This window comes from Paenibacillus oryzae, from assembly GCF_001675045.1.
GTDB lineage: Bacteria > Bacillota > Bacilli > Paenibacillales > Paenibacillaceae > Pristimantibacillus > Pristimantibacillus oryzae.
Genome location: NZ_LYPA01000074.1, coordinates 125,491 through 147,614, shown reverse-complemented (window position 1 = coordinate 147,614; position 22,124 = coordinate 125,491). Strand labels below are relative to the sequence as shown.

General features: G+C 50.5%; 23 protein-coding genes. 22 read left to right on the top strand and 1 reads right to left on the bottom strand.

Annotated elements, in window-relative coordinates; translation table 11 throughout:
* Positions 1-199: 199 nt before the first annotated feature.
* The 16 genes from A7K91_RS21665 to A7K91_RS21600 all read left to right on the top strand — a co-directional run bounded on the left by A7K91_RS21665 (position 200) and on the right by A7K91_RS21600 (position 15,934).
* Positions 200-1,102, top strand: a complete 903-nt coding sequence (locus tag A7K91_RS21665; protein ID WP_245697737.1) for an alpha/beta fold hydrolase — start codon at positions 200-202, stop codon at positions 1,100-1,102.
* A 2-nt stretch (positions 1,103-1,104) separates the two neighbouring features.
* The gene (locus tag A7K91_RS21660; protein WP_082967658.1) at positions 1,105-1,776 is read left to right on the top strand and encodes a DUF6483 family protein; all 672 of its coding nucleotides are present in this window, start codon (positions 1,105-1,107) and stop codon (positions 1,774-1,776) included.
* Between the two features lie 106 nt (positions 1,777-1,882).
* Positions 1,883-3,025 (top strand): class I SAM-dependent methyltransferase, encoded by a 1,143-nt coding sequence (locus A7K91_RS21655; protein ID WP_068686574.1) that lies wholly within the window; start codon positions 1,883-1,885, stop codon positions 3,023-3,025.
* Positions 3,026-3,108: 83 nt separating this feature from the next.
* Positions 3,109-4,788 (top strand): histidine kinase N-terminal 7TM domain-containing diguanylate cyclase, encoded by a 1,680-nt coding sequence (locus A7K91_RS21650; RefSeq protein ID WP_068686573.1) that lies wholly within the window; start codon positions 3,109-3,111, stop codon positions 4,786-4,788.
* Positions 4,789-4,951: 163 nt separating this feature from the next.
* Entirely contained in the window at positions 4,952-6,034 is a 1,083-nt protein-coding gene (locus A7K91_RS21645; protein WP_068686558.1) for an HD-GYP domain-containing protein, read from the top strand.
* Positions 6,035-6,225: 191 nt separating this feature from the next.
* Positions 6,226-7,320, top strand: coding sequence for a thiamine-phosphate kinase (gene thiL / locus A7K91_RS21640; protein ID WP_068686557.1), 1,095 nt, complete (start codon positions 6,226-6,228; stop codon positions 7,318-7,320).
* A gap of 14 nt (positions 7,321-7,334) precedes the next feature.
* The gene (tsaE, locus tag A7K91_RS21635; protein ID WP_068686556.1) at positions 7,335-7,841 is read left to right on the top strand and encodes a tRNA (adenosine(37)-N6)-threonylcarbamoyltransferase complex ATPase subunit type 1 TsaE; all 507 of its coding nucleotides are present in this window, start codon (positions 7,335-7,337) and stop codon (positions 7,839-7,841) included.
* Positions 7,822-8,757 (top strand): tRNA (adenosine(37)-N6)-threonylcarbamoyltransferase complex dimerization subunit type 1 TsaB, encoded by a 936-nt coding sequence (gene tsaB / locus A7K91_RS21630; RefSeq protein WP_068686555.1) that lies wholly within the window; start codon positions 7,822-7,824, stop codon positions 8,755-8,757. The genes tsaE and tsaB overlap by 20 nt, the downstream gene beginning before the upstream one ends.
* A complete protein-coding gene (gene rimI, locus A7K91_RS21625; RefSeq protein WP_068686554.1) occupies positions 8,754-9,263 on the top strand; it encodes a ribosomal protein S18-alanine N-acetyltransferase in 510 nt (169 codons plus the stop codon). The genes tsaB and rimI overlap by 4 nt, the downstream gene beginning before the upstream one ends.
* Positions 9,263-10,315 (top strand): tRNA (adenosine(37)-N6)-threonylcarbamoyltransferase complex transferase subunit TsaD, encoded by a 1,053-nt coding sequence (gene tsaD, locus A7K91_RS21620; RefSeq protein WP_068686553.1) that lies wholly within the window; start codon positions 9,263-9,265, stop codon positions 10,313-10,315. The genes rimI and tsaD overlap by 1 nt, the downstream gene beginning before the upstream one ends.
* A gap of 408 nt (positions 10,316-10,723) precedes the next feature.
* The gene (locus A7K91_RS21615; protein WP_068686552.1) at positions 10,724-11,476 is read left to right on the top strand and encodes an ABC transporter ATP-binding protein; all 753 of its coding nucleotides are present in this window, start codon (positions 10,724-10,726) and stop codon (positions 11,474-11,476) included.
* Positions 11,454-11,612 carry a hypothetical protein gene (locus A7K91_RS26575; RefSeq protein WP_156739739.1) on the top strand — a complete coding sequence of 53 codons (159 nt, stop codon included), beginning with the start codon at positions 11,454-11,456 and terminating at the stop codon, positions 11,610-11,612. Before A7K91_RS21615 ends, A7K91_RS26575 begins: the two co-directional genes overlap by 23 nt.
* Positions 11,613-11,669: 57 nt before the next feature.
* On the top strand, positions 11,670-12,587 hold the full coding sequence (locus tag A7K91_RS21610) for a polyprenyl synthetase family protein (protein ID WP_068686551.1): 918 nt from the start codon (positions 11,670-11,672) through the stop codon (positions 12,585-12,587).
* A 120-nt stretch (positions 12,588-12,707) separates the two neighbouring features.
* The gene (locus tag A7K91_RS26570) at positions 12,708-12,881 is read left to right on the top strand and encodes a hypothetical protein (RefSeq protein ID WP_156739737.1); all 174 of its coding nucleotides are present in this window, start codon (positions 12,708-12,710) and stop codon (positions 12,879-12,881) included.
* Between the two features lie 30 nt (positions 12,882-12,911).
* Positions 12,912-15,287: an ATP-binding protein gene (locus A7K91_RS21605; protein ID WP_068686550.1), complete on the top strand. Its 2,376-nt coding sequence runs from the start codon at positions 12,912-12,914 to the stop codon at positions 15,285-15,287.
* Positions 15,284-15,934, top strand: coding sequence for a response regulator transcription factor (locus A7K91_RS21600; protein ID WP_068686549.1), 651 nt, complete (start codon positions 15,284-15,286; stop codon positions 15,932-15,934). The genes A7K91_RS21605 and A7K91_RS21600 overlap by 4 nt, the downstream gene beginning before the upstream one ends.
* Positions 15,935-16,053: 119 nt before the next feature.
* Here the strand turns inward: A7K91_RS21600 and A7K91_RS21595 are convergent, their stop codons facing one another.
* Positions 16,054-17,994 carry an ABC-F family ATP-binding cassette domain-containing protein gene (locus A7K91_RS21595; protein WP_068686548.1) on the bottom strand — a complete coding sequence of 647 codons (1,941 nt, stop codon included), beginning with the start codon at positions 17,992-17,994 and terminating at the stop codon, positions 16,054-16,056.
* 153 nt (positions 17,995-18,147) lie between these two features.
* Between A7K91_RS21595 and A7K91_RS21590 the strand changes: the two genes are divergently transcribed.
* The 6 genes from A7K91_RS21590 (at position 18,148) to tatC (ending at position 22,039) form a co-directional block, all read left to right on the top strand.
* Positions 18,148-18,750: a 5-formyltetrahydrofolate cyclo-ligase gene (locus A7K91_RS21590; RefSeq protein ID WP_068686547.1), complete on the top strand. Its 603-nt coding sequence runs from the start codon at positions 18,148-18,150 to the stop codon at positions 18,748-18,750.
* Positions 18,751-18,817: 67 nt separating this feature from the next.
* On the top strand, positions 18,818-19,285 hold the full coding sequence (gene moaC, locus A7K91_RS21585) for a cyclic pyranopterin monophosphate synthase MoaC (RefSeq protein WP_068686546.1): 468 nt from the start codon (positions 18,818-18,820) through the stop codon (positions 19,283-19,285).
* Between the two features lie 31 nt (positions 19,286-19,316).
* Positions 19,317-19,808, top strand: a complete 492-nt coding sequence (locus A7K91_RS21580) for a MogA/MoaB family molybdenum cofactor biosynthesis protein (RefSeq protein ID WP_068686545.1) — start codon at positions 19,317-19,319, stop codon at positions 19,806-19,808.
* A complete protein-coding gene (locus A7K91_RS21575; protein ID WP_068686544.1) occupies positions 19,808-20,860 on the top strand; it encodes a molybdopterin-binding protein in 1,053 nt (350 codons plus the stop codon). Before A7K91_RS21580 ends, A7K91_RS21575 begins: the two co-directional genes overlap by 1 nt.
* 63 nt (positions 20,861-20,923) lie before the next feature.
* The gene (locus A7K91_RS21570) at positions 20,924-21,163 is read left to right on the top strand and encodes a twin-arginine translocase TatA/TatE family subunit (protein WP_068686543.1); all 240 of its coding nucleotides are present in this window, start codon (positions 20,924-20,926) and stop codon (positions 21,161-21,163) included.
* 60 nt (positions 21,164-21,223) lie between these two features.
* Positions 21,224-22,039 carry a twin-arginine translocase subunit TatC gene (gene tatC, locus A7K91_RS21565; RefSeq protein WP_068686542.1) on the top strand — a complete coding sequence of 272 codons (816 nt, stop codon included), beginning with the start codon at positions 21,224-21,226 and terminating at the stop codon, positions 22,037-22,039.
* Positions 22,040-22,124 lie beyond the last annotated feature (85 nt).

Here is a 22,124-nt window from a genome sequence, read left to right as displayed (position 1 = left end):
TCATAACGGAGAGAACCTTCGTTGGGTAGCTATGTTTTCAACATCCAGTTTTTTGGAAGCATTGTGGGTCAAGCATAGTCAAAGATGTCCGTAAGCGTTCAGTATGACCTTAAAATTGAAAGCCTCATGAAAGGCGCTGTTTGACGTTTACTATTCAGATTAGGCGATTAAGCCTACAACGTGAAAGCGAGGAATAGATATGAGCCACGAAAACGGAAGTCACATGGAGAATGGGAATGCTACCGGCACCCCGGTTAGCGGTGATTCACGCCTTTATACTATTGCTAATGCGCAATACAGGCTCCCAAGCGGTGAGCTTTTATCCTATTTTGATTCTGCCGGGCAAAATAATGCCGCCAAGTCTGTGCTTGTTTTGCTTCACGGGTATTGCGGTAGCTCCGCTTATTGGGAAAAGGTGACGGAGTCTCTTGCGCAGGTGACGCGTGTTATAGCGCCTGACGCGCGAGGACACGGAGCAAGCTCAGCCCCGGCGGGAGAGGTATACGAGATGGAGGCTTTTGCAGATGATCTGGAGGCGCTGCTGAGTCATCTTGGCGTGCAATCCGCCATTGTTTTGGGCCATTCGTTGGGCGGCTATATTACACTGTCCTATGCAGAGCGTTATCCATCCCGCCTTGCCGGCTTTGGACTGGTCCATTCCACGCCGCGGCCAGACAGCGAGGCGGCGCGCCAAAATCGCGACAAGGCGGCCGACGCTTTGAGAAGGGACGGCATAAAGCCTTTTGTGGACGGGCTAATTCCAAAGCTGTTTGCGGCCGATCATTTGGACAGCCTTGCGGAGGAAATACAACGCTGCAAAAACATCGGCTTCGCCACGGACAGCCGGGCGGCGGCGGCAACGGCCCTGGGCATGAAAGCAAGGCCGGACCGCAGCGAAACGATTTCTGGCGCAAGCGTGCCGGTGCTGCTGCTTGCAGGCTTGAAGGACGGCGTTGTTCCGCCGGAAAGCACCTTTTCGGCTGGCGGGGATCACGTCGTCAGGGCGGAAATCGCGGAAGCCGGCCATATGAGCATGATGGAGAGGCCGGACTATTTTGTTGCGGAGGTCAAGGCCTTTTTGTCATCGGGTTGGGGGGAATAAGATTGTTTCAGCGCGACTACTTCATGCGAATGATTCAGCAGATGACGGAAGCGATCGGACAGATCATGCAATTACGAAAGGAACGCAAGCAGGAGGAGGGGCTTCTCTTGCTGGACGAGCTGCTGGAAAAGCATTTTCATTTGAGCCGCAAGCTGATTTCTTCCTTGTCGGACGAAGACCTGGTCAAGGTGGTTTCCCGAAACGGCATGATAGACGCCGAGCAGCTTCAAGCCATTGCTTTGCTGCTCAAGCAGGAGGCTCTTCTGCAGAATGATCTGGGCAGGGAGCGGGAAAGCTACGGCTCTGCGATTCGGTCTCTGCGGCTTTTCCTGCGTTTGTCCATCATGAAGGCCGAGCCGATAGCGGGCGAGATCAATGGGCAAATCGAAGAGCTTTGTAGTCTTCTAAAGCCTTATGAGCTGCCATTGTCGGCCAAGCGGCTGCTGCTGGAGTGGCATGAAGCGGAGGGGCGTTACGATCAGGTGGAAAATATAATGTACGAGCTAATAGAGGATTCCGCCATGCCGGCGGTTGATGCGGCGGTTATTTACAGAAGGCTGCTGGAGCTGGACGACATGCAGCTGGAGGCGGGCGGCCTGCCTAGAGAAGAAGCCCTTCAAGGTCTGAAAGAGCTGAATGTAAAAGAAGAGGAGACACAAGCGGAGCATGAATGATAAAAAAGATACAATGATTCCGGAGCCTGCGGCTGCCGAGAGCACAAAAGCAAAGCAGTCCGGCACAACAAATAACGGCGGGGACCATTGGCGGGAAGATGTAGCGATGTGGATGGAAAACGGCCTGCTGCTTGGCGCCACGCTTAGCCAGTTGCGTCGCAAGGACGGGGAGGCGCCTCCCAAAACGATTGTCCGCCCTGTTCATCTGAAGGACGGCCTTCATTATCAGTTTGAAGCCCATTACCCAGGAAAAGTGCTGCACCGCAACTTACAGGGTCATGCTGCGTCTAAGCATTTGGAAGAGCTGCTAGACGGCGAATACCGGCAGGCGCTGCTTAAGACGCCGGAGGCCGATGTGCAGCTTTTATTTAGTAAAAAAGGCAAGGCCGCTATGCGCAAAACGGCCGCAACAGCCAAAAAAACGGCTGGTCCACAGTCCCATAACCGTCAAAAGAGGCGTGTGCTGGAGGAAGGAACGCCGGTTCCGTTTCTGGTGGAGCTTGGCATAATGACGCGGGATGGCCGCGTGCATGCCAAAAAGACGGATAAATTTAGACAAATCAATCGTTTTCTTGAGATGGTTCAGGATGTGCTGGAGCATCTGCCGCAGGACCGCGAAATAACCATTGTCGATTTTGGCTGCGGCAAATCTTATTTGACCTTTGCTTTGTATTATTATTTGATGGTGCAGGAGGAGCGCTCCATTAACGTCGTTGGGCTGGATTTGAAGGCCGACGTTATCGACTTCTGCTCCGGGCTTGCGAGGCGGCTGGGCTATGACAAGCTTACCTTCCTTGTAGGCGATATAGCCGATTACGAGGGCGTACAGTCTGCCGACATGGTCGTTACGCTGCATGCTTGCGATACCGCGACGGATGCGGCGCTTGCCAAAGCGGTTGATTGGGGCGCGTCTGTCATTTTGTCCGTTCCTTGCTGCCAGCATGAGCTGTTCCGCCAGGTGAATAGCGAGGTGCTGGCGCCTATTCTTTCGCAAGGCCTGCTGAAGGAGCGGTTTGCGGCGCTGGCAACGGATGCCGTCAGAGGTCAATTGCTTGAAGCGCTTGGCTACAAGGTTCAGATGCTGGAGTTTGTTGATCCTGAGCACACGCCTAAAAATCTGCTGATCCGGGCCGTTGCCGGCAGGAACAAGGAACTATCGCAACAGAAATGGGAGCAGTACCAAAGCTTCAAGACATTTCTTAACATATCGCCGGAGCTGGAACGCGCTCTGGGCCATCGTTTTGCTTGAAATAGCTAATTGTCGAGCTTCTGGACATTTGTTACAATGGAAGAAGATGGCTATTAAATGAATGGGTGAACCCTTTGGAATGGATGATATGGCTCGATTTTTGTATGTTTCTTGTGCTGATGAGCTTGTTTCTATATGTCTTTTCTTATAGTACAGTGACGCTTCTGCACAGGATTTATCTTTTCCTGCATGTCGTCTTCATGCTGTGGCCATTATTTCAATTTGCTTCCCAGACGACATCGCATCTGATGTATAGGCTATTTTACCTATCTCTTTCTTATGTAGGCCTGTCATTGCTGGGCATTGGCTGGTTTGTTTTTACGATGCATTTGATAGGCCAATCCTATGTCGTGCGAAAAAGCAGGCTGCTTCTGCTGGCATTGCCCGCTCTTGCATCGTTAGGCGCCGTGGTTTGGAATCCAAACGGCGCATTTTTAGCCGTGGATACCTCTCTTGAGCCGCTTAAGCAGCTTCAGCATGGCGATTTGTATTGGGTTTTGATTACACAGCTTGTTTTCTATATGCTGCTTTCGCTATTTGTGCTGCTGAACAAGCTGAAGCCGAGCGAGCATTCCCCGCGTCAACGCAAAATGGTCAAGACGGCGTTGAACGGATTTCTGATTTTGTCGTTTTTTGCTCTACTGGATTTGTTGGTCAATGTCTTTTTAATAGACTTGGTGGCCCGTTACATCCCGCTGATCTCGGTCGGCATGACGCTGACGGCTATTTATATCGTACATGCTATTAGCCGGAACCGGGTATTCGATATTATTCAGATCGTGCAGCGTGATGTCATGAATACGATGTCGATGGGCATTATTGTTATGGATGAAAATGATATGGTTATAGAAGTCAACAAGGTGGTCAAGCCTATTATCCGACTGCGTGTTGGCGATTTTTTTCATTACGCTTCGTTTGCAAGCCAATTTAGCGAGGAAACTGCCAAGCAATTTACGGCGTTTTTTGAGGAGCAGCGCAAAAGGCCGATGGAAAGGCTTGAAACCGAGCTATGCCTGGAGTCGGCGTTTAATCGCTATGTGGTGGTCCAGTCTGCGCCTATCCTCAATCACAAAAAAAAGGCGATTGGACGTGTGCTGACCTTCCATGACGTGACGGAGCTGCGCATGCTGCTGGAGGAAACCAACATCCAGAATGAGCTGCTGCATGAACGAAACCGTGAACTGCTCATTGTGCAGGATGAGTTGTATCAGGCCAACCGGAAGCTGGAGCATATGGCGATCACGGACGGCTTGACGGGCTGCTATAACCGACGCTATTTGCTGCAGCAAATGGAGGGGGAAGTGGCCGCCAATTTTCAGCACGGCATTCCTTTCTCCATTTTTATTTTTGATCTGGACCATTTCAAAAAAATTAATGACCGCTTCGGCCATTTGTGCGGCGACGAGGTGTTGTGCAGCACCGTGCAAGCGGTGCGGAGCGCCTTGCGCCCAACTGACGTTCTGGCTCGTTTCGGTGGCGAGGAATTTACCGTTTATTTGCCCCATACCAATCGGGAGCAAGCCGAAATCATCGCCGAAAGCATCAAAAACGCGGTTGAGCAGAGCAAAACATTTACCGGCCTGGAGGAAAGCGTGATATCGGTTACCATAAGCATGGGGGTTGTATCCGTCGAAAATATTGCGCCCTCCCGTCTGGACGATCCCAAATCGTTTTTGCGCGAAATTATGGCGCAGGCCGACGCTGCCTTGTACGAGGCCAAGTACAATGGCCGCAACCGGATTGTTAAGCGAAAGCTTGCTTGATACGGTAATTTTATTAAAGGATTATGAATAAAAACATGAAAATTGCAAAGTTTCCTGCCGATAAATAGTCATACCAGAGAGAGTTTGTTAAAATAGAATGCAAGTGGTGGGCGTAACGTTTGACGAAGCGGCTTGCTTCAAACTTTAAGGCGGGAGTAATGTAATGAGAAGAGTACAGCTTTCAATGGTCAAACCCGGCGACAGAGTGGCTAAGCCTATATTTCAAGAAAACGGCAACGTGCTGCTTGGTCAAGGGGTTGAACTGAATGATCGTTATATTGATCGTTTGGAGAGATTGGGCATTGATATTATATACATCGAGGACGGAAAAACAGATGATATAGAACCGGAGGACAGCATTCGCGAAGAGACGCGGAAGGAAGCTGTCACAATGATTTACAAAACAATGACCTCTCTTCAAGAGGATCATTTGTCGAGAGGCCGTACCATCACGCCCGAAATCGGCCGCAACTTTCGCAAGGTTTTCGGCAGCATTATGCAGGATTTGGCGACGCGTCCCAGCATGCTTGTTAACTTAACCAGCATTCACTCCAGCGATGCTTATTTGTTTCAGCATTCCTTCAATGTGGCGGTTTTGGCCGGCATTATGGGGGTTGCCAAAGGCTTTAACCGGATTCAGCTGGAGGAGCTTGGCGTCGGGGCTCTTTTATTCGATATCGGTATGACCAAAATGCCCTCAAGCCTGCTTAATCATAATGGGCGTTATACGGAGGCGGAGCTCAACATTTTGCATACCCACCCCAAAGAAGGCTTCGATATTTTGAGAAAGCATCATGACATTTCCATCGTTTCGGCTCATTGCGCGCTGCAGCATCATGAACGATTTAACGGCAGCGGATACCCCCGGGGGCTGAAAAAGGAAGAAATTCATTTGTACGGTCAAATTGTCGGATTGGCGGACACCTATGATGCGCTTGTATCGCCTCGGCCCCATCGTAAGCGTTATACAACCAGCGAAGCAATCGAATTTTTGTTTGCGGCTGGAGGCACGTTTTTTGATCATGAGCTGATCAAGCTGTTTTGCAGCCATATTTCGATCTATCCGGTTGCAACAACGCTGCTGCTCAGCACGGGCCAAGAGGTTGTTGTTACGCAAAACAATGATTTGGCGGTACACAGGCCGCGCGTTCGCGTCATCAAGGAAGCTGACGGCTCGGACCCTGCTTCTCCATATGACATCGAGCTGAAGGATGAATTGCATATTACGATAGTGAAGGAATTGTGATATGTATGGACGTCTTATCTTACAATTACAGGCCTCTGCGCCCTGCGAATCCGTATGGAATCGCCCCTCGGCGCAGAGGTTATTTGATGTTTGCGGCCACGCAAGCTGCGTCTAAAGCTTTGATTATCGGCAGGGCATCGGGTAGAATAAAGGCATATCATTAGCCGTCTCGGAAAAGGAGCCGTGCAGCTTTGGACGAGTTTAAAGCAATATCGTTATGGACATCGGACAGGCAATCCCCGGAGTGGCAGAAGAAGCGGGGCGTGCGCCTGGGCCTTGGCGATGATGCTGCTTCGATTAGCGCTGCTAACGAGGTCGATGGCATCAGCGGTCCTAAAAATATGCTTCTTGCCATGGATACGATGGTGGAAACCATTCATTTTAATGACGTGACGATGACGGATGAAGATGTTGGCTACAAAGCGCTTGCGGCCAATGTCAGCGATATAGCCGCGATGGGCGGAGTCCCGCTCCATGCGCTCGTGTCTGTGAGCGTTCCGCCTGCATACGGCCCGGAGCGAATAGCGAGGATCTATGACGGATTGTACAATTGCGCTTCCCGTTATGGCATTGCTATTGTGGGCGGCGATACAACAGCTTCACCGGACAAGCTTGTTGTGGCGGTGACTCTCACCGGCAGCGTGGAAGCGGGAGCGGAGCTGCGAAGAGATGGAGCGAAACCCGGCGACAGGCTGTTTCTGACCGGGCCGGTCGGCATGTCGGCGGCAGGCTTGCATCTGCTGGGAGACGGAGGGGGATATACCTCGGCAAACCAGCTGTTGAGCGATGAATATAGAAATCTCGTTTTGGCGCATCGCCGTCCTGCTCCTTCCGTTACAGCAGGTAGACTGCTGATGGCATCCGGTGTCTGCACCAGCTTAAACGATGTGAGCGACGGATTGGCAAGCGAGGCCTGGGAGCTTGCGGAGGCTTCCGGCTTGCGTCTGGTGCTTGAGGAAGACCGTTTGCCCAAAAGCGGAAGCCTGGCTTCCTATGGGGGCAGGATCGGCTATTCTCCGCTTGATTGGATGCTGTACGGCGGAGAGGACTATGTGCTGCTTGGCACAGTGCAGGAAGCTTCGGCGGAAAAGCTGGCTTCCTTGTTCCGGGAGAACGGGCTGCCTTTTTACGTGATCGGAACGACCGAGTCTGGAGAGCCCGGCGTCGAGATGATTCCGGCGGAAGCGGCCGGCATCGGCAAGGATAGTGTTATGCGGGACGGGAACGGATACCGCGAGCAGCGCCGGACGCTGCATAAAAAGGGGTATAATCATTTTGAGAGATAAGCGGCGGTGATGAAATGGAACAGGAAATATGCCGGACGGCATGGGTGGCTCGCAGCCTTAAGGATACGGCCCGATTGGCGGAAAAGCTGGCTTCCTTCGCTGCCCCGGGAACAGTCATCGCGCTGGACGGCGATTTGGGTGCAGGAAAAACGACGTTTTCGCAGCATTTTGCGGCGGCGCTTGGCGTTCGCGGCATTGTGAACAGCCCAACTTTTACGATTATAAAAGAATACCAGGGAGAGACGCTCCCGTTTTATCATATGGATGTATATCGCCTTTCGCTGGAGGAAGCGGACGAGCTTGGGCTTGATGATTATTTTTACGGCAGCGGAGTTACCGTGGTGGAATGGGCTAGTCTGATTCCCGAGCTTCTGCCGCCGGACCGTTTGGAGCTATGGATTAAGAGCGATGGGGACGGCGCAAGAAAAATGGAAATGACCGGACGGGGATATCCTTATTGCGATTGGGTTCGGGCATGGGACAGAATGGGAGCGGCAGAAGATGAGCATCAGCAAGGATAACGCGGCGAGGCAGACGGTCGGGACGGGACTGACAGTGCTTGCGCTGGATACTTCTACGGCGGCGCTTGCCGCAGCGGTGATGCGTGACGGCGAAACCCTCGCGGAAGTGCAGTCGATGGCGGAACGTAATCATTCCGTACATGTTATAACGCATATCAAGGAGATGCTGAAATCGTCGGGAGTTTCAGGGGATGAGCTGGACGGTATAGTGGTTGGCAGCGGCCCCGGCTCTTATACAGGCATGAGGATTGCCGTAACGGCGGCCAAAACGCTGGCCTGGGTTTGGGAAAAACCGCTGGTCGGTATTTCCAGTCTTGAGGCCGTTGCGTTGGGAGGCTGGAATGACGGCATGCGCCAATTATCGGCATTGGAGGCGGAAGCGAGCGTGGCAGAGGGAATGACTTCGCTCAAGGATGCTGTAGCAAAGGCAAAGCCTTCTCATTGGGTCGTCCCTATTATGGATGCAAGGCGCGGGGGCGTCTACACGGCCTGTTTTGCTTGCGGCGGGAACGGCGAAGGCTGGACCAGGAGAGAGGAAGACGGCGTTCGGCTGATGGCGGATTGGATCGGCGAGCTTGTGGAGGCGGCAGCATCGGCTGGCAGCACTGGCGGCGGCGCGCCAATTGTCTGGTTAACCGGGGATTTATCTCTTCATGGAGAAAGCGCCGATAAAATGGTGGAGCTAGGGAGGACGGCTGGCGTCGAGGTGCGCCTTGCTCCCTATGTGCTGGAGGGGCGTTATATTGGCAGGCTGGGGGCTGAACGGCTGCGTCGAGGCGACGTGGATGACGTTCATTCTTTTATTCCCAATTATACGCAGTTGACGGAGGCGGAGGTTAAGCTGAAGCAGCGCCGGCAGCAAGCAGAAGGGGATAACATAACGGAGCAGAAGCTGGCGGGAGCGGATGGCAGATGAGCATGGATAGAATTGTGCCCGTTTATCGGGCAATGACGCTGGAGGATGTGCCGCTGGTTGTTGAAATCGAGCTCGAGGCCTTTACCAGCCCATGGACAAAGGGCGCTTTTGTCAATGAGCTGACAAGCAATATGTTTGCCCGTTATCTGGTAGCGGAATACGAGGGTGAATTGATCGGCTACGGCGGCATGTGGATCATTATGGACGAAGCGCATGTGACGAATATCGCACTGCGCAAGGAATATCGCAGCAAGGGCTACGGAAAAATGCTGCTGATGGAGCTTCAGCGCAACGCGATGCTTCAGGGCGCCGAGCGGATGACGCTTGAGGTTCGCGCCAGCAACGAGCAGGCGCAGCGCCTCTATCGCAAGCTGGGCTTCAAGCCTTCCGGCATCAGGCCCAATTATTATTCCGATAACGGCGAGGATGCTATCATTATGTGGGCGGAGCTGGACGCCGATGCCTTGCAGCGCGGGTTCAATAAGTCCGGGGAAGTGAGAATGTGATGGATATGGAAGGAACAACCAAAAGGGCTGTTGACGGAGCGTTGATTTTGGCGCTGGAGACCAGCTGCGACGAAACCTCTGCGGCCGTCATTCGTGACGGCAAACATATTTTGTCCAACGTGGTAGCAAGCCAAATCGACGTGCACGAGGCTTTTGGCGGTGTTGTGCCGGAAATCGCATCGCGTAAGCATGTTGAGACGATTACGCTTATTATGGAGCAAGCCATTAAGGAATCCGGCTACTCGCTGCGGGATATGTCGGCGATTGCCGTTACGCAGGGGCCCGGGCTGGTGGGCGCGCTGCTCGTGGGCATTATCGCGGCCAAAAGCCTGGCGCTTGCGCTGGATATTCCGTTAATCGGCACGCATCATATTGCCGGTCATATTTACGCAAACGAGCTTGTCCATGAAATGGTGTATCCATCAATGGCGCTGGTCGTATCCGGCGGGCATACGGAGCTTGTCCGCATGGAGAGCGAAGGACAATTTACCGTTGTTGGCCGAACTCGCGACGATGCGGTGGGCGAGGCCTATGACAAGGTGGCGCGCGCTCTCAAGCTGCCTTATCCCGGCGGGCCTCATATTGACAGGCTTGCTGCGGAAGCGGCGGAAGCTATTCCTTTGCCGCGGGCATGGCTGGAAAGCGACAGCTACGATTTCAGCTTCAGCGGCTTGAAATCCGCGGTTCTGGCTGTCATTAACCAGGCGCGCATGAAGGGAGAGCATCTGGATGAGGCTGCGCTCGCACGCGGCTTTCAGGAGTCGGTTATCGAGGTGCTGGTCGAAAAGGCGATCCGTGCCGTCAAGGCAAGCAATGCCCGGTCCCTGCTGCTCTGCGGCGGGGTAGCGGCAAATCGCGGCTTGCGGTCTGCGCTAAGCGACCGCTGCCAGGCGGAGGGAGTGCCGCTGCTGGTGCCTCCAAGCTCGCTGTGCACGGATAATGCAGCCATGATTGGCGCAGCGGCTTACCTTAAGCTGAAGCGCGGCGAGTGGACGGAGCTGGATATGAAGGCCGATCCTGGCTTCTCGCTGGAGGAATGGTCTCTATCTTGATTGTGAACAAAGTTATCCACATGTTAACCGAAATTTGTGAATAAACTGACAAAAGGGCGAGCACACCAGTGCTGCGCCCTTTTATAATGAAATTGTAAAAGTGGATAGTTTTTTCACAGCTTGGTTGTGGATAATGTGGATAACTCGAACAAATCCAATTATTTTGATGAATAGTTGCAAACATCGTTTAAAACGGGCAGAAAACGCCATCTCCGAATTGAAAAATGTCGACAGAATTAACTAACAATTTATTCAGAGCTGTGGATAGAACTGTTCATAACTTTATCGACTTCGATATGTCTTTACGAGAGCGCAATTTTTTTGCGTGAATTACAAATCATTTTTTCGGTGAAAAGCACGGCCTGATACGCTATTGTACAGATATAGGTATCCGATGGAGGTCATGCAATGGACAAGACAGCGGTTATAGAAGCGAGAGGGATCTGCAAACATTTTGGGAGCTATCGCGCTGTTGTCGATGTATCCTTCCGCGTCAAGCGTGGCGAGTTGTTCGCTATAATCGGTAAAAATGGAGCGGGAAAATCGACTCTGCTGAATATGCTGGCTGGGGAGCTTCAGCCTGATGCAGGCTATATTGTTGCGCCGGGACTGGATGTGGCCGAAGAGCCGGAAAAGCTGAGAAAGGTGCCAAATGCCTATATGCCTAACCTTTTGAACATGGACGGGCAGACGGTTAATGAAGTGCTGGCTAAATACCGGCGTTATCCCAAATCGGGAGAACGGCTGCAAGATACGCTGGAGATGTATGGGTTGAACTCCTATAGCCGATTGCATGTTAATTCGCTTCCGCATGGATTTAAACACCGTCTGGTGCTTGCAGCGGCAATGGCAGCCGATCCGGAATTGCTGCTTTTGGACGAACCGACGACAGGACTGGATGTAGAATCCAAGCAACACTATTGGAGCTTGCTGTCACAGCTCCGGAGCGAGGGGAAAACAATCATCATCGTTTCACACGACATGAATGAAATATCCAGACATTGCGACCGAGTTGGAGTCATGAAGGCGGGAACGCTGACGGCATGCGGCAGCCTTGCAGGATTGATTGAAAAGCTGCCGTATGGAGGCTTGACGCTGGAAGCTGTTTATATGCATTATGCTGTTGGAGCCGGGGGAGGTGTCGAAATTAAAACCGAATAACATAGAAGCTGATACGCCCAAAAAAAACAAGCAGAGAAGCTTGATCAGGCAGCGAATGGAAATGGTGGCGGCCATCCTAATGATGAAAGGTGGGGTTAATAATAAGCGGCTTTTACAAAAAGATATGGATGTATAAAGCATAGAAGTCGTATTTGGTGACAATATGAGTGAAGGTAATAATGGGGGAAGGATTGTGGAAGAGTTTAAGACGCGAATTGCCGACAAAATGCTTGAGCTTGCCCGGGGATGGCTTGATGATGGTCCGCTGCGTTCGTATACGGAGGCTTTTATTCGGGAGAAAATCAAGGAGCCCATGGTGTTTGGCGAGCTTGTTATCTATCATTACTATATGTTTCGGGGACATGAAGGAAACGAGGTGGAGACGGCCGCCGCAATCGAACTGGCGATATTGGCATGCGATATTCTGGATGATCTCGAGGACGGGGATGCACCTTCCAAGCTCTGGATGAACACTCCGCCGCCTCATGCCCTGCATGTAGCTACTTCGCTTCTTGCCATGGCGCCTTTGGCATTAGCGGCGAGCGTCCCGGACGAATTAGCGGGGGCGAGGCTGGCCACTATGATGAATCGGCAGCTCCTGCATTCGGCTGAGGGACAGATGCTTGATTTAGTAGACCAGATGAAAGACGAGATTTCATACCTGAATATGGTAGGCAGAAAATCAGCGCCTTTCTTCGTCATGTCCTGCATGGCGGGAGTTTTGGCAGCGGGCAGCCCGTGGAATGAAGGAGTAGCGATCTATGCGTGCGAGCTCGGCATTGCCTCACAAATAAAAAATGATGTGCGTGACCTGCTCCGTTGGGATGAAAAAAGCGATTTCTTGCGGCGTAAAGGCAGTTTGCCCATGCTGTGGCTCATGGAAAACGCGGGGGAGGAATACGGGTGGATCACGGATTATTACTCAGGGCGCATTGCTGTAGATAGTGTATTGGATAAAAAAGCCCAGTTCAGGGAGGCTTGTGAAAAGTCCGGAGCTATTTTGTATGCATCCGTCCAGGGCCGATTGTACTATAACCGTTTTTGCTCGTTGCTGGAGCAGACAGACGCCGAGCCTGTATGGAAAGATAAGCTTTTGCAGCGTTTTTCTTAACCACGCAAAAACCATTTCGGAAAATACTAATTTTTTGCGTTCTCTTTTTTTGCCTAATTCTGATATAGTATAAATGAACTATTTATTGAATAGGAAAAAAGTAGAGGCGGAGGAATTCGTATGTTTAAAGAAATGATTCGTCAGTTGGCTAGCGGCATTGCGGACAAAGAGGCAGTTCTATTTAACGCTTCCGTGCAACTGGCTGGTATTTCAGTCGAAGAACAAAAAGCTCTGCTGGATGTACTAAAAGGCAATGAAGAACAAACCAGCTTTTTCGGTTATGGATGGAATTAAATAAAGATTAACATGAAGGGAAGAGTAGGCATGAAGCAAATGGTTAGGCATGCACTTGCTGTTCTCTTTCTGCTAACATTGCTATCAGTGCTTGTATATGTTACTGCTGTAATTATTAAATTTCCAGCAAATGGAGCCTACGTCACACAACTGCCTGATGGTAATTTTACGGTACAATCACTTGCGCCAGCAGGTCAGGCACAGTTAAACGGAATCATGGTTGGCGACATCATTGCGGAAGTAAACGGGGCACCAGCGGATCAATTCAGATTTTTGAAGAAATATAATTCACTGGAGAATGCTGATGACGTAATGGTGATACAGAGGGATGGAACGATAAAAAATATATCATTTGCCAAAGCCTGGTCGGGAGAGCATTCTACTATGGAGATGCTGCTGCAGCTCTACATTCCGGGCTTTTCCCTATTCGTTTTTTGCGCTTTTTCGGTTTTTCTTTATGTGAAACGTCGAGATGACAATGCTGCGATTATGCTGATTATGTTTTTTATGTCTATCGGAATTAGCTACTATAGCTCCGCAGCCTCCACCTTGAGAGATCCGGTAGGCCTATCTGTCATTTATGTTGTACTCCCGCTAGTTTCGCTGCTGTATATGTCATTTATGAATATTTATTTGCGACGGTTTGATGTCACCTTTATAGGAAGACGAACATTATTTCTATTATTTACGCTCGTTTCTCTGATCAGCATGGCAAGCTTGATTTACATATGGACAGACTGGATTGAACTGAGGATTTTCAACATTATTAAAGTGCTCTACAGTACTTCCCTGTTATTAGGAAATCTCATTTGCATAGTCAAACTAGTAAGCAAATTCCTAAAATATCGTTATACAAAACTTCGTTCGTTGTTTACGATTACTCTTATTTCGCATGCAGTTGCCTTTATGCCGTTTGCTGTACTCAATCTGCTGCCTCAAATGTTTGGACAAGAGCAGATATTGCCACCGGCATTTACGGCATTGTTTTTATTTGTGCTGCCAGTAGTCTATTTTTACCTGAGTACCTCCAATCAGTTGTTTGATATCGATTTTATATTAACCCGTTTCAAATATTACGCAGCTTTGTCGCTTTTGCCTTCCTTGTTGATCGCCGCTGCGATAACAGTATTTATGCTTGGAAAGCATGGAGGCATCTGGTCTATAATGTTTGGCACCTTTGTATTGGTATATGCTGGAATGACCTTGTTTCTTTATGGCAAAGAGCAGGTTGACCATCGGTTTAGACCGCGTTTGTTCAAAGCTATGTACAGCTACCAGGATAGCCTTGACCGTTTTTCGCGCAATGTGGCGCGCGTAATGAAGCAATCCGATCTGGAAGCCGTTCTTCGGGATGAAATAAATAATTTGTTGCCTGTCAGCCGAGTCACTTTTATGATTGTGGATCAGGCCGAGCAAGTCGTTTATCCAATAAGCGAGCAGCATGAAGAAAAAGTGACCGCGAATTTTTTGCTGGGCTTGGAAGGGAATTTAAAGCTTGGCGATCTGATCGATCTGCCTTTTGGCCTTGGTATGATTATTGGCAAGCAGAGAGCGCGTTATCACATTTTGTGGATCGGGATGAAAAACAATCATACCCGCTTTAACTCCGATGAAATTCGCTGGCTGAAAACAATGGCCAATTATTCCAGCCTGGTTTTTGAAAATCTCTATCTAATTGAAGGGTTAATCGAAGATTTGGAGATGGAGGTCGGGAAGGAGCATACAACATCGCCTTGGGTGCTTCGCATGCTATTTTTGCTCTCCGAAAATGAAAGACGTAAGCTGGCGGCTGATTTGCATGACTCTGCGCTTCAGGATCAGCTGTTGTGGTATCGGAAGCTGGAGGGCATCCTGATGGATTATCCTTTGACAAACAAGCTGGGCGCGGAGCTTGAAGAAATTAAAGAGGGCTTGCTTGATGTTATCCATCAAATTCGGGAAACCTGCAACGAGCTAAGGCCGCCTCTTTTGAAGGAAATGGGGGTAGTTGAAGCAGTTGAGTCTTTAATAGAGCATACGCGCATGAGGGTGAATTTCGAGGTTTTGTTCCGCAGCAAAGGCATTAAGGTTGAACTGGAGGAAGAGCAGATTACAGCCATTTACCGGATTGTACAGGAGCTGCTTCGAAATGCGGACAAGCATGCGGGGGCCAGTCTTGTTGTGCTTGAGCTTGAAATGCGTAAAGGAATGATCTATTTCCGTTATAAGGACGACGGCGTCGGGATGAAAGTGGATGTGTTGACGGAGTCCTTCGAGCATATGGGTCTGTCCGGCATCAAGGAGCGGGTTGCCAGTCTCGAAGGGGAAATCAGCTTTTTGTCCGCTCCGGGAAAAGGGCTTGAAGCCATTGTTTTAATGCCTGTTATTATGGCTAACGGCAAGCCGGAAAGAGGGGATATTGCTTGATTAACATTTTGTTGGTGGACGATCACCCTTCTGTTGGAGAAGGGACAAAAACGATGATCGAGCAGGATTCAGAAATAAGGGTAACCGTTGCCTTATCTGCTCTGGAGGCGCTCGACAAGGTGCAGAAGGCGAGTTTTGACCTCATATTATGCGATTTGAATATGCCAGGCATTAGCGGGCTGGAGCTTTCCAAGAGATTGATTCAGATGGACCCAGACCGAAAAATCATTATCTACTCCGGTTATGAAATAGGCTCTCATTTTAATCTGCTCATTGAATCCGGCGTTTCGGGATTTATATCCAAAACCTCGTCGCGGGAGCAGCTTCAGCAGTCTATACGATGCGCAATGCGAGGGGAAGCCGTCATCCCGATTTCATTGCTGAAGCAATTGCGTCGACAAGAGGTACAATTAACGAGGTCGGACAAGTCGATTCAGGAGGTTTCCATTAATGAGAGGGAGATGGAGATTCTGAACGAGGTAGCCGCGGGAGTCAGCAATAAAGAGCTGGCGGCTCTGCTGCATGTTAGCCAGCGCAATGTGGAATACCAGCTGACGCGCATTTTTGAAAAGCTGAACGTCCGGTCGCGTTCTGAAGCCATTCGGGAAGCCAAACGAATTGGATTAATCAGTATGGAAATTTATTAGCGATATTAAGCTTGCAGCGGTCCTGACAAATGTAACCTCGTTCACTCCATAAAAAAAGCAAACGCCAGGATGTTGACCATGCTATCGCTTGGCCTTCCCGGAGTTTGCTTTTTGTCGTTTTATTGCATGTATTGCTCCCACTGCTCATATGACGCTGCAAGCTGTGCTTTCAGGCTCTCCACCTCGGCTTGAATTTCCTGAATTTTAATATAATCGTTAAATATCGCAGGATCGGCGAGCTTTTCCTCCATTGCGGAGATGTTTTCTTCCAGCTCGGCGATTTCAATCTCTAATTGCTCCAGCTTGCGCTGCTTGTTTCTTTCCTCACGCCGAGCTTGCTTTTCCGCCTCATAAGAAAGGGCAGGGGTAGACTCCTGAGCCTGCGCAACAGAAGCGCCAGCTGCTTTCTGCTTGCTTTGAGCCTCCTGAGCGGCCTCCTCCAGCTCGGCTTTTTTCTCGAGCATTTCGTCGTAATTTCCCAGGAAATGCTGAAAGCCCTGCGGCCCCAATTCGACAATACGTTCAGCCATTTTGTTCAGGAAGTACCGGTCGTGGGAAATAAACAGCAGCGTTCCTTCGTAATCAAGCAAAGCAGCCTCAAGCACTTCTTTGCTAAAAATATCCAGATGGTTGGTTGGCTCGTCCAAAATAAGCAAATTGGCTCCCGCAAGCATCAGCTTTGCGAGCAAAACTCTTGCTTTTTCTCCGCCGCTTAAGGTGGAAATCCGTTTTTGCACTTCGTCCCCGCTAAATAAAAAGTTGCCCAAAACCGTGCGAATTCGCGCCTCCTCCATATGGGGATAAGCGCTCCATACCTCTTCCAATATGGTGTTTTGGTCATTAAGGCGGGTATGCTCCTGATCGTAGTAGCCTACCTTGACATGCGAGCCAAACTGGATGCTGCCGCTGGATGGCTCCGTCAGGCCCATTACCGCCTTCAGCAGCGTTGATTTGCCGATGCCGTTAGGACCAACCAGAGCAACCATTTCGCCACGCGTCAATTGAAGGTCTGCACCGCGAAAAAGCGGATTGTTGCGGCCGTCGAACGTTACGGACAAATCACGAATATTAAGCACTTCTTTACCTGACATCCGCTCTACTTCAAAGCTGAAATGAGCTTTTTTCAAGTCGCCCATCGGCTTGTCCATTCGCTCCATTTTTTCCAGCGCTTTTCTCCGGCTTTGAGCGCGTTTGGTGGTTGAAGCTCTGACGATGTTTTTCTGAATAAACTGTTCCATCTTGGCGATTTCGTCCTGCTGTTTTTCGTAATGCTTCATATTGATTTCATAATTGGCGGCTTTTAGCTCCAGATAGCGGGAATAATTGCCGGTGTAGCGGGTAGCGGTATGGCGTTCGATCTCTACAATCGTATTAGCCATCGCATCCAGAAAGTAACGGTCATGGGATACAACAACAATGGCTCCCGCATAGCCGCGCAAATAATTTTCCAGCCAGGTCAACGTTTCGATATCCAGATGGTTTGTTGGTTCGTCCAGAAGCAGCAGATCGGGCGCCTGGAGCAGAATGCGCGCCAAAGCCAGACGGGTTTTCTGCCCGCCGCTTAATGTATTAATGGCCGTTTCCAGGTCAAAGTCTCCGAAGCCCATGCCATGCAAAACGCTATTGATTCTAGTATTGATTTCAAAGCCGCCTTGCTCGCGGAACCAGTCGGATATTTTGGCGTACCGCTCCAGCGTCTCGTCGTATTTTTTCTCGTCAGCATGAGTCTCCGGATCAGCTATGCGCTGTTCGAGGCTGCGAAGCTCCCGCTCCGCGTCCAGCAAATGGGAAAAAACGGCACGCATCTCCGCGATAATTGTGCGATCCGACTGCAGGCCGCTATTCTGGGCCAGATATCCGAGCTTTGTTTCTTTGGCTCTATGGATTTCGCCGGAATCATAGGAGAGCTCGCCTGCAATGATTTTGAGCAGCGTCGATTTGCCGGCCCCGTTGACGCCAACAAGGCCAATTCGGTCTCTTTCCAGCACTTGCATGGATATATGGGATAAGATGGCGGAAACGCCGTAGCTTTTGGATACATTGGATACTTGAAGCAGCATGATGAAACCTCCACTCTATAGTCGCCGCGCCAAAAACGGGCTTCTAATCTAGTTTACCACAAAGCGGCTCATCCATTGGCGAAAGTTGTATAACAATGGTACACTACAGGGTAAGGAATAGTTCATATTTGTAACGGAAACGGAAGGCTATATATGGAAAAAGACCCCCTGGAGTCATACAAGCGCCTGCTGCGCAAAGAACTGGCTGAACGGAGGAACGGATTAATGGAGGAGCAGAGGAACACAGGAGCAGAGGAAGCCTCACTTCATGCCTTCAGGCTGATCGTGGACACTTGCTCAACCTCGGTCATGCTGTATGCTTCTTTCCGCAGCGAGTTAAGCCTTAAGCCTTTGGCGGAGCTGTGCTGGAAGCGGGGAATTGGGGTTATAGCGCCTCGATGCAATCCTGCGGACCGCTCCATGACGCTTTATGAGCTGGAGCATTGGGGGCAGCTTGCCCCAGGCGCATACGGTATTCAGGAGCCGGACCCGGACTTGGCGAAAAGGCTTAATGGTCAGGTTTTGCCAGGTATCATTTTTGTGCCCGGATTAGGCTTTGACAGAGCTGGCGGCCGAATCGGCTACGGCGGCGGATATTATGATCTCTTTGCGGCCAAGCTCGGGCAAAGTCCGGACAAAGCTCCCTTATGGATCGGAGCTTGTTTTGATGAGCAAGTAATTGAAGCCGTGCCTATGGAAGGCCATGACCTGACGTTGAACGGATTGGTTACGCCAAGCGGAGTATGGCGTTTTTGAAGCTATGGCCTACGCCGCTGAAACTCTTTTATTCAACAAATATAGAGACAGAAATGGGAGGGTGGATATGGGGTTTACACATTTTAATGAGCAGGGAAGAGCCAGGATGGTAGATGTCTCCGATAAGGAAGTAACGACCCGTCAGGCAACGGCGGAATCCATGGTCCGAATGGCTCCCGATACGCTGAAGCAGATTAAAGCAGGCACGATCGGAAAAGGGGATGTGCTGGCGGTGGCGCAAGTGGCCGGCATTATGGCAGCCAAGCGTACGCCGGAATGGATACCGATGTGCCATCCGCTTTCGCTTACCGGCATCAATATTGAATTCAGCGATAATGACAACGATGAATTATACATAGAAGGCACAGTCAAAACAACAGGAAAAACAGGCGTTGAGATGGAGGCGCTGACGGCGGTATCGGCAGCAGCCTTGACCGTCTACGATATGTGCAAAGCGCTGCAAAAGGATATGGAGATTGGGCCGACCCGTCTTACAGCTAAAAGCGGAGGCAAAAACGGCGATTACAAGAGATGATTGAGATGAATACGGATGGGGGGAATGGGATATGCAGTGGAAGGTTGCGTTGTTGACCGCAAGCGACAAAGGCTCCAGCGGAGAGCGCGAGGATACTAGCGCCCAAGTCATTCGTGAGCTGGTGGAGGAGGAGCTTGGCGGCGAAATCGTGGATTACCGGATTGTGCCGGACGAGCAGGATGAAATTATGGCAGCCTTGATTGAAATGACAGAGTATTATCAAGCCGATTTGGTGCTGACCACGGGCGGTACCGGAATTGCTCCACGCGATGTAACGCCGGAAGCGACGCTTAAGGTGATTGACCGCGAGGTGCCTGGGCTGGCGGAAGCCATGCGTATAGGCTCCCTGCAAAAAACGAGGCAGGCCATGCTGACGCGCGGCGTTTGCGGCATTCGCGGCAGCTCGCTGATTATCAACCTGCCCGGCAGTCCAAAAGGCGTGCATGAAGGCCTGCTGGCTATCCTGGACCAGCTGCCCCATGCGCTGGCCATTTTGTCCGGCCGTCAGGAGGAACAAAGCTGATGGCTGATAAAGAGAAAGAAAAAGGTCCGTCGGCCGATGCCGGAACCACCGTGCTCCGCGAGGTAGCGTTAAATGAGGCTATCGGCCTCCGTTTGGGACATGATCTTACGCAGATTATTCCTGGCGTATTCAAGGGCCGACTATTCAAGCGCGGCCATCTCATTACGGAGGAGGATGTTCCGGCCTTGCTTAATATAGGCAAGGAGCATATTTATGTCATGGAGCTGGGAAGCGGAGAGCTTCACGAGGACGATGCCGCTATTGAAATGGCAAAAGCGCTGGCGAACGACAGCTTGATTTTATCAGAGCCTCATGAAGGCAAGGTGAGCCTGAAGGCGGCTTTTAAAGGCATGGCCGTCATTGATCGCAAAATGGTGGATGCCGTCAATTCACTAGGCGAGATTGCACTGGCAACCGTTCTGGACAATAAACCTGTTGAAGCTGGAGGGGCCGTTGCGGCAACCCGGGCTATCCCCCTGGTTGTATCCAAGGAAAAAGTGGAAGAGGTTAAGCGTCTGGCCGATGAGTATCGCAAAACGTCAGGCGGGGCTTCGCCCCTTCGCGTTGTTCCCTTCCGCAAGCTACAGGTCGGGCTTCTGACAACGGGAAGTGAGGTTTATCACGGAAGAATTCAAGATAAATTCGGGCCCGCAGTTGTCGAAAAGTTATCTTTTTTTGGTTGCGAAGTGGCTGAACAGCGGTTTGCTCCCGATAAACAGGATATAATTATTAATGAAATACGTTCCTTGCTGGAGCAAGATTATGATATGATACTTGTAACGGGAGGCATGTCGGTTGATCCCGATGATCGGACACCCGGCGCTATCAAGGCGTTAGGTGCGGAAATTGTGAGTTATGGCACACCTATGCTTCCAGGCTCCATGCTACTCATGGGATATATTGGCGAAGTGCCAATCATGGGATTGCCGGGCTGCGTTATGCATGATCCTTATACCTCGTTTGACGCTCTGCTGCCGCGAATACTGGCCGGGCAAAAAATTAGGAGAGAGGATATTATTGCATTGGGCTATGGAGGACTGCTTGGTTGTTAGTTTCACTGTTATGACTGTCCGGAATCGGGCTGCCTGCTTTTTATTAGTTGACGGGAGGGTATAATGATGGGAATCGGAGCAACTGGCGTCATATTGCTCGTATTGCTTGGTTTGTTGTTGTTCGGGCCTAACAAGCTGCCTGAGCTGGGACGCGCGTTTGGCAAAACGCTGCGGGAATTCAAAGCCGGAGCGAACGGTATTATGGATGACAACAACAACGATCGCCGCGAGAGCGATAATGGACGTATCGAGGTTAGCAAATCCGGCAATAGCGAAGGAGAAAAAAAGCGGCTTCCGGATTAAGCGGGCCCGCTTTTTTCTTGCTGCAAACAACCCCTATAAGGGAAGGGAGTTTCCACAGGGATGGCAATTGTCGGAAAGGATTCAAAAAAAACCGCGCGCGTCAAAGGGCTCATTTCCGAAGAAGGACTTATGCCGCTGCTGGAGCATTTGGGCGAATTGCGCAAGCGCGTTATATACGTGCTGATTATATTGACGTTGGGGCTTGCGCTTGGGATTTCGGTCGCGGAGCCTGTTTATAATTATCTTATGGCTCAGGAGCCTGTAAACGGCATGACGCTGCATACCTTTTCGTTATGGGACGGCATCGGCATGTATATGAAAATCGCATTTATCATCGCCATGATTATAACGCTTCCGTTCACAGCTTATCAGCTGTGGGCGTTCGTCAAGCCTGCTCTGCGAAAGCATGAGCAGCGCTCTACGCTAAAATACATACCTTTTGCCTTGATTATGTTTTTAATCGGCCTTGCTTTTGCTTATTTTGTTGTGTTTCCGCTTGCATTTAATTTTACCCGGATGGTTGCCACGCATCTCAATCTGGAGGAGACCTACGGCGTTATCCAATATTTTTCGTTTATGTTTGGCATATTGCTTCCTGTTTCGCTTTTATTCGAGATGCCGCTGGTCATTATGTTTTTGACTGCGCTGCGTATCGTTAATCCCAAGCGGCTTAGAAAAATGCGCCGTGTCGCGTATTTCATTATGGCCGTTATCGGGGTTGTTGTTACGCCGCCGGACTTTATTTCCGACATTCTGGTTATCATTCCTCTAATTGGGTTGTATGAAATCAGCGTATTTTTGTCCGGCATGGTTTATCGAAGACAGCAGGCCGCATTGAAGCAGCGGGGGCTTGTTGATGATGATGAAATTGAATAAGCTATTAAGTCGAGCTGTCGCATTCCGGTCGGGATGCGGCAGCTTTTTTGTTGACAGAAAAGGAAGGTTGCGGCATAATTTAAAC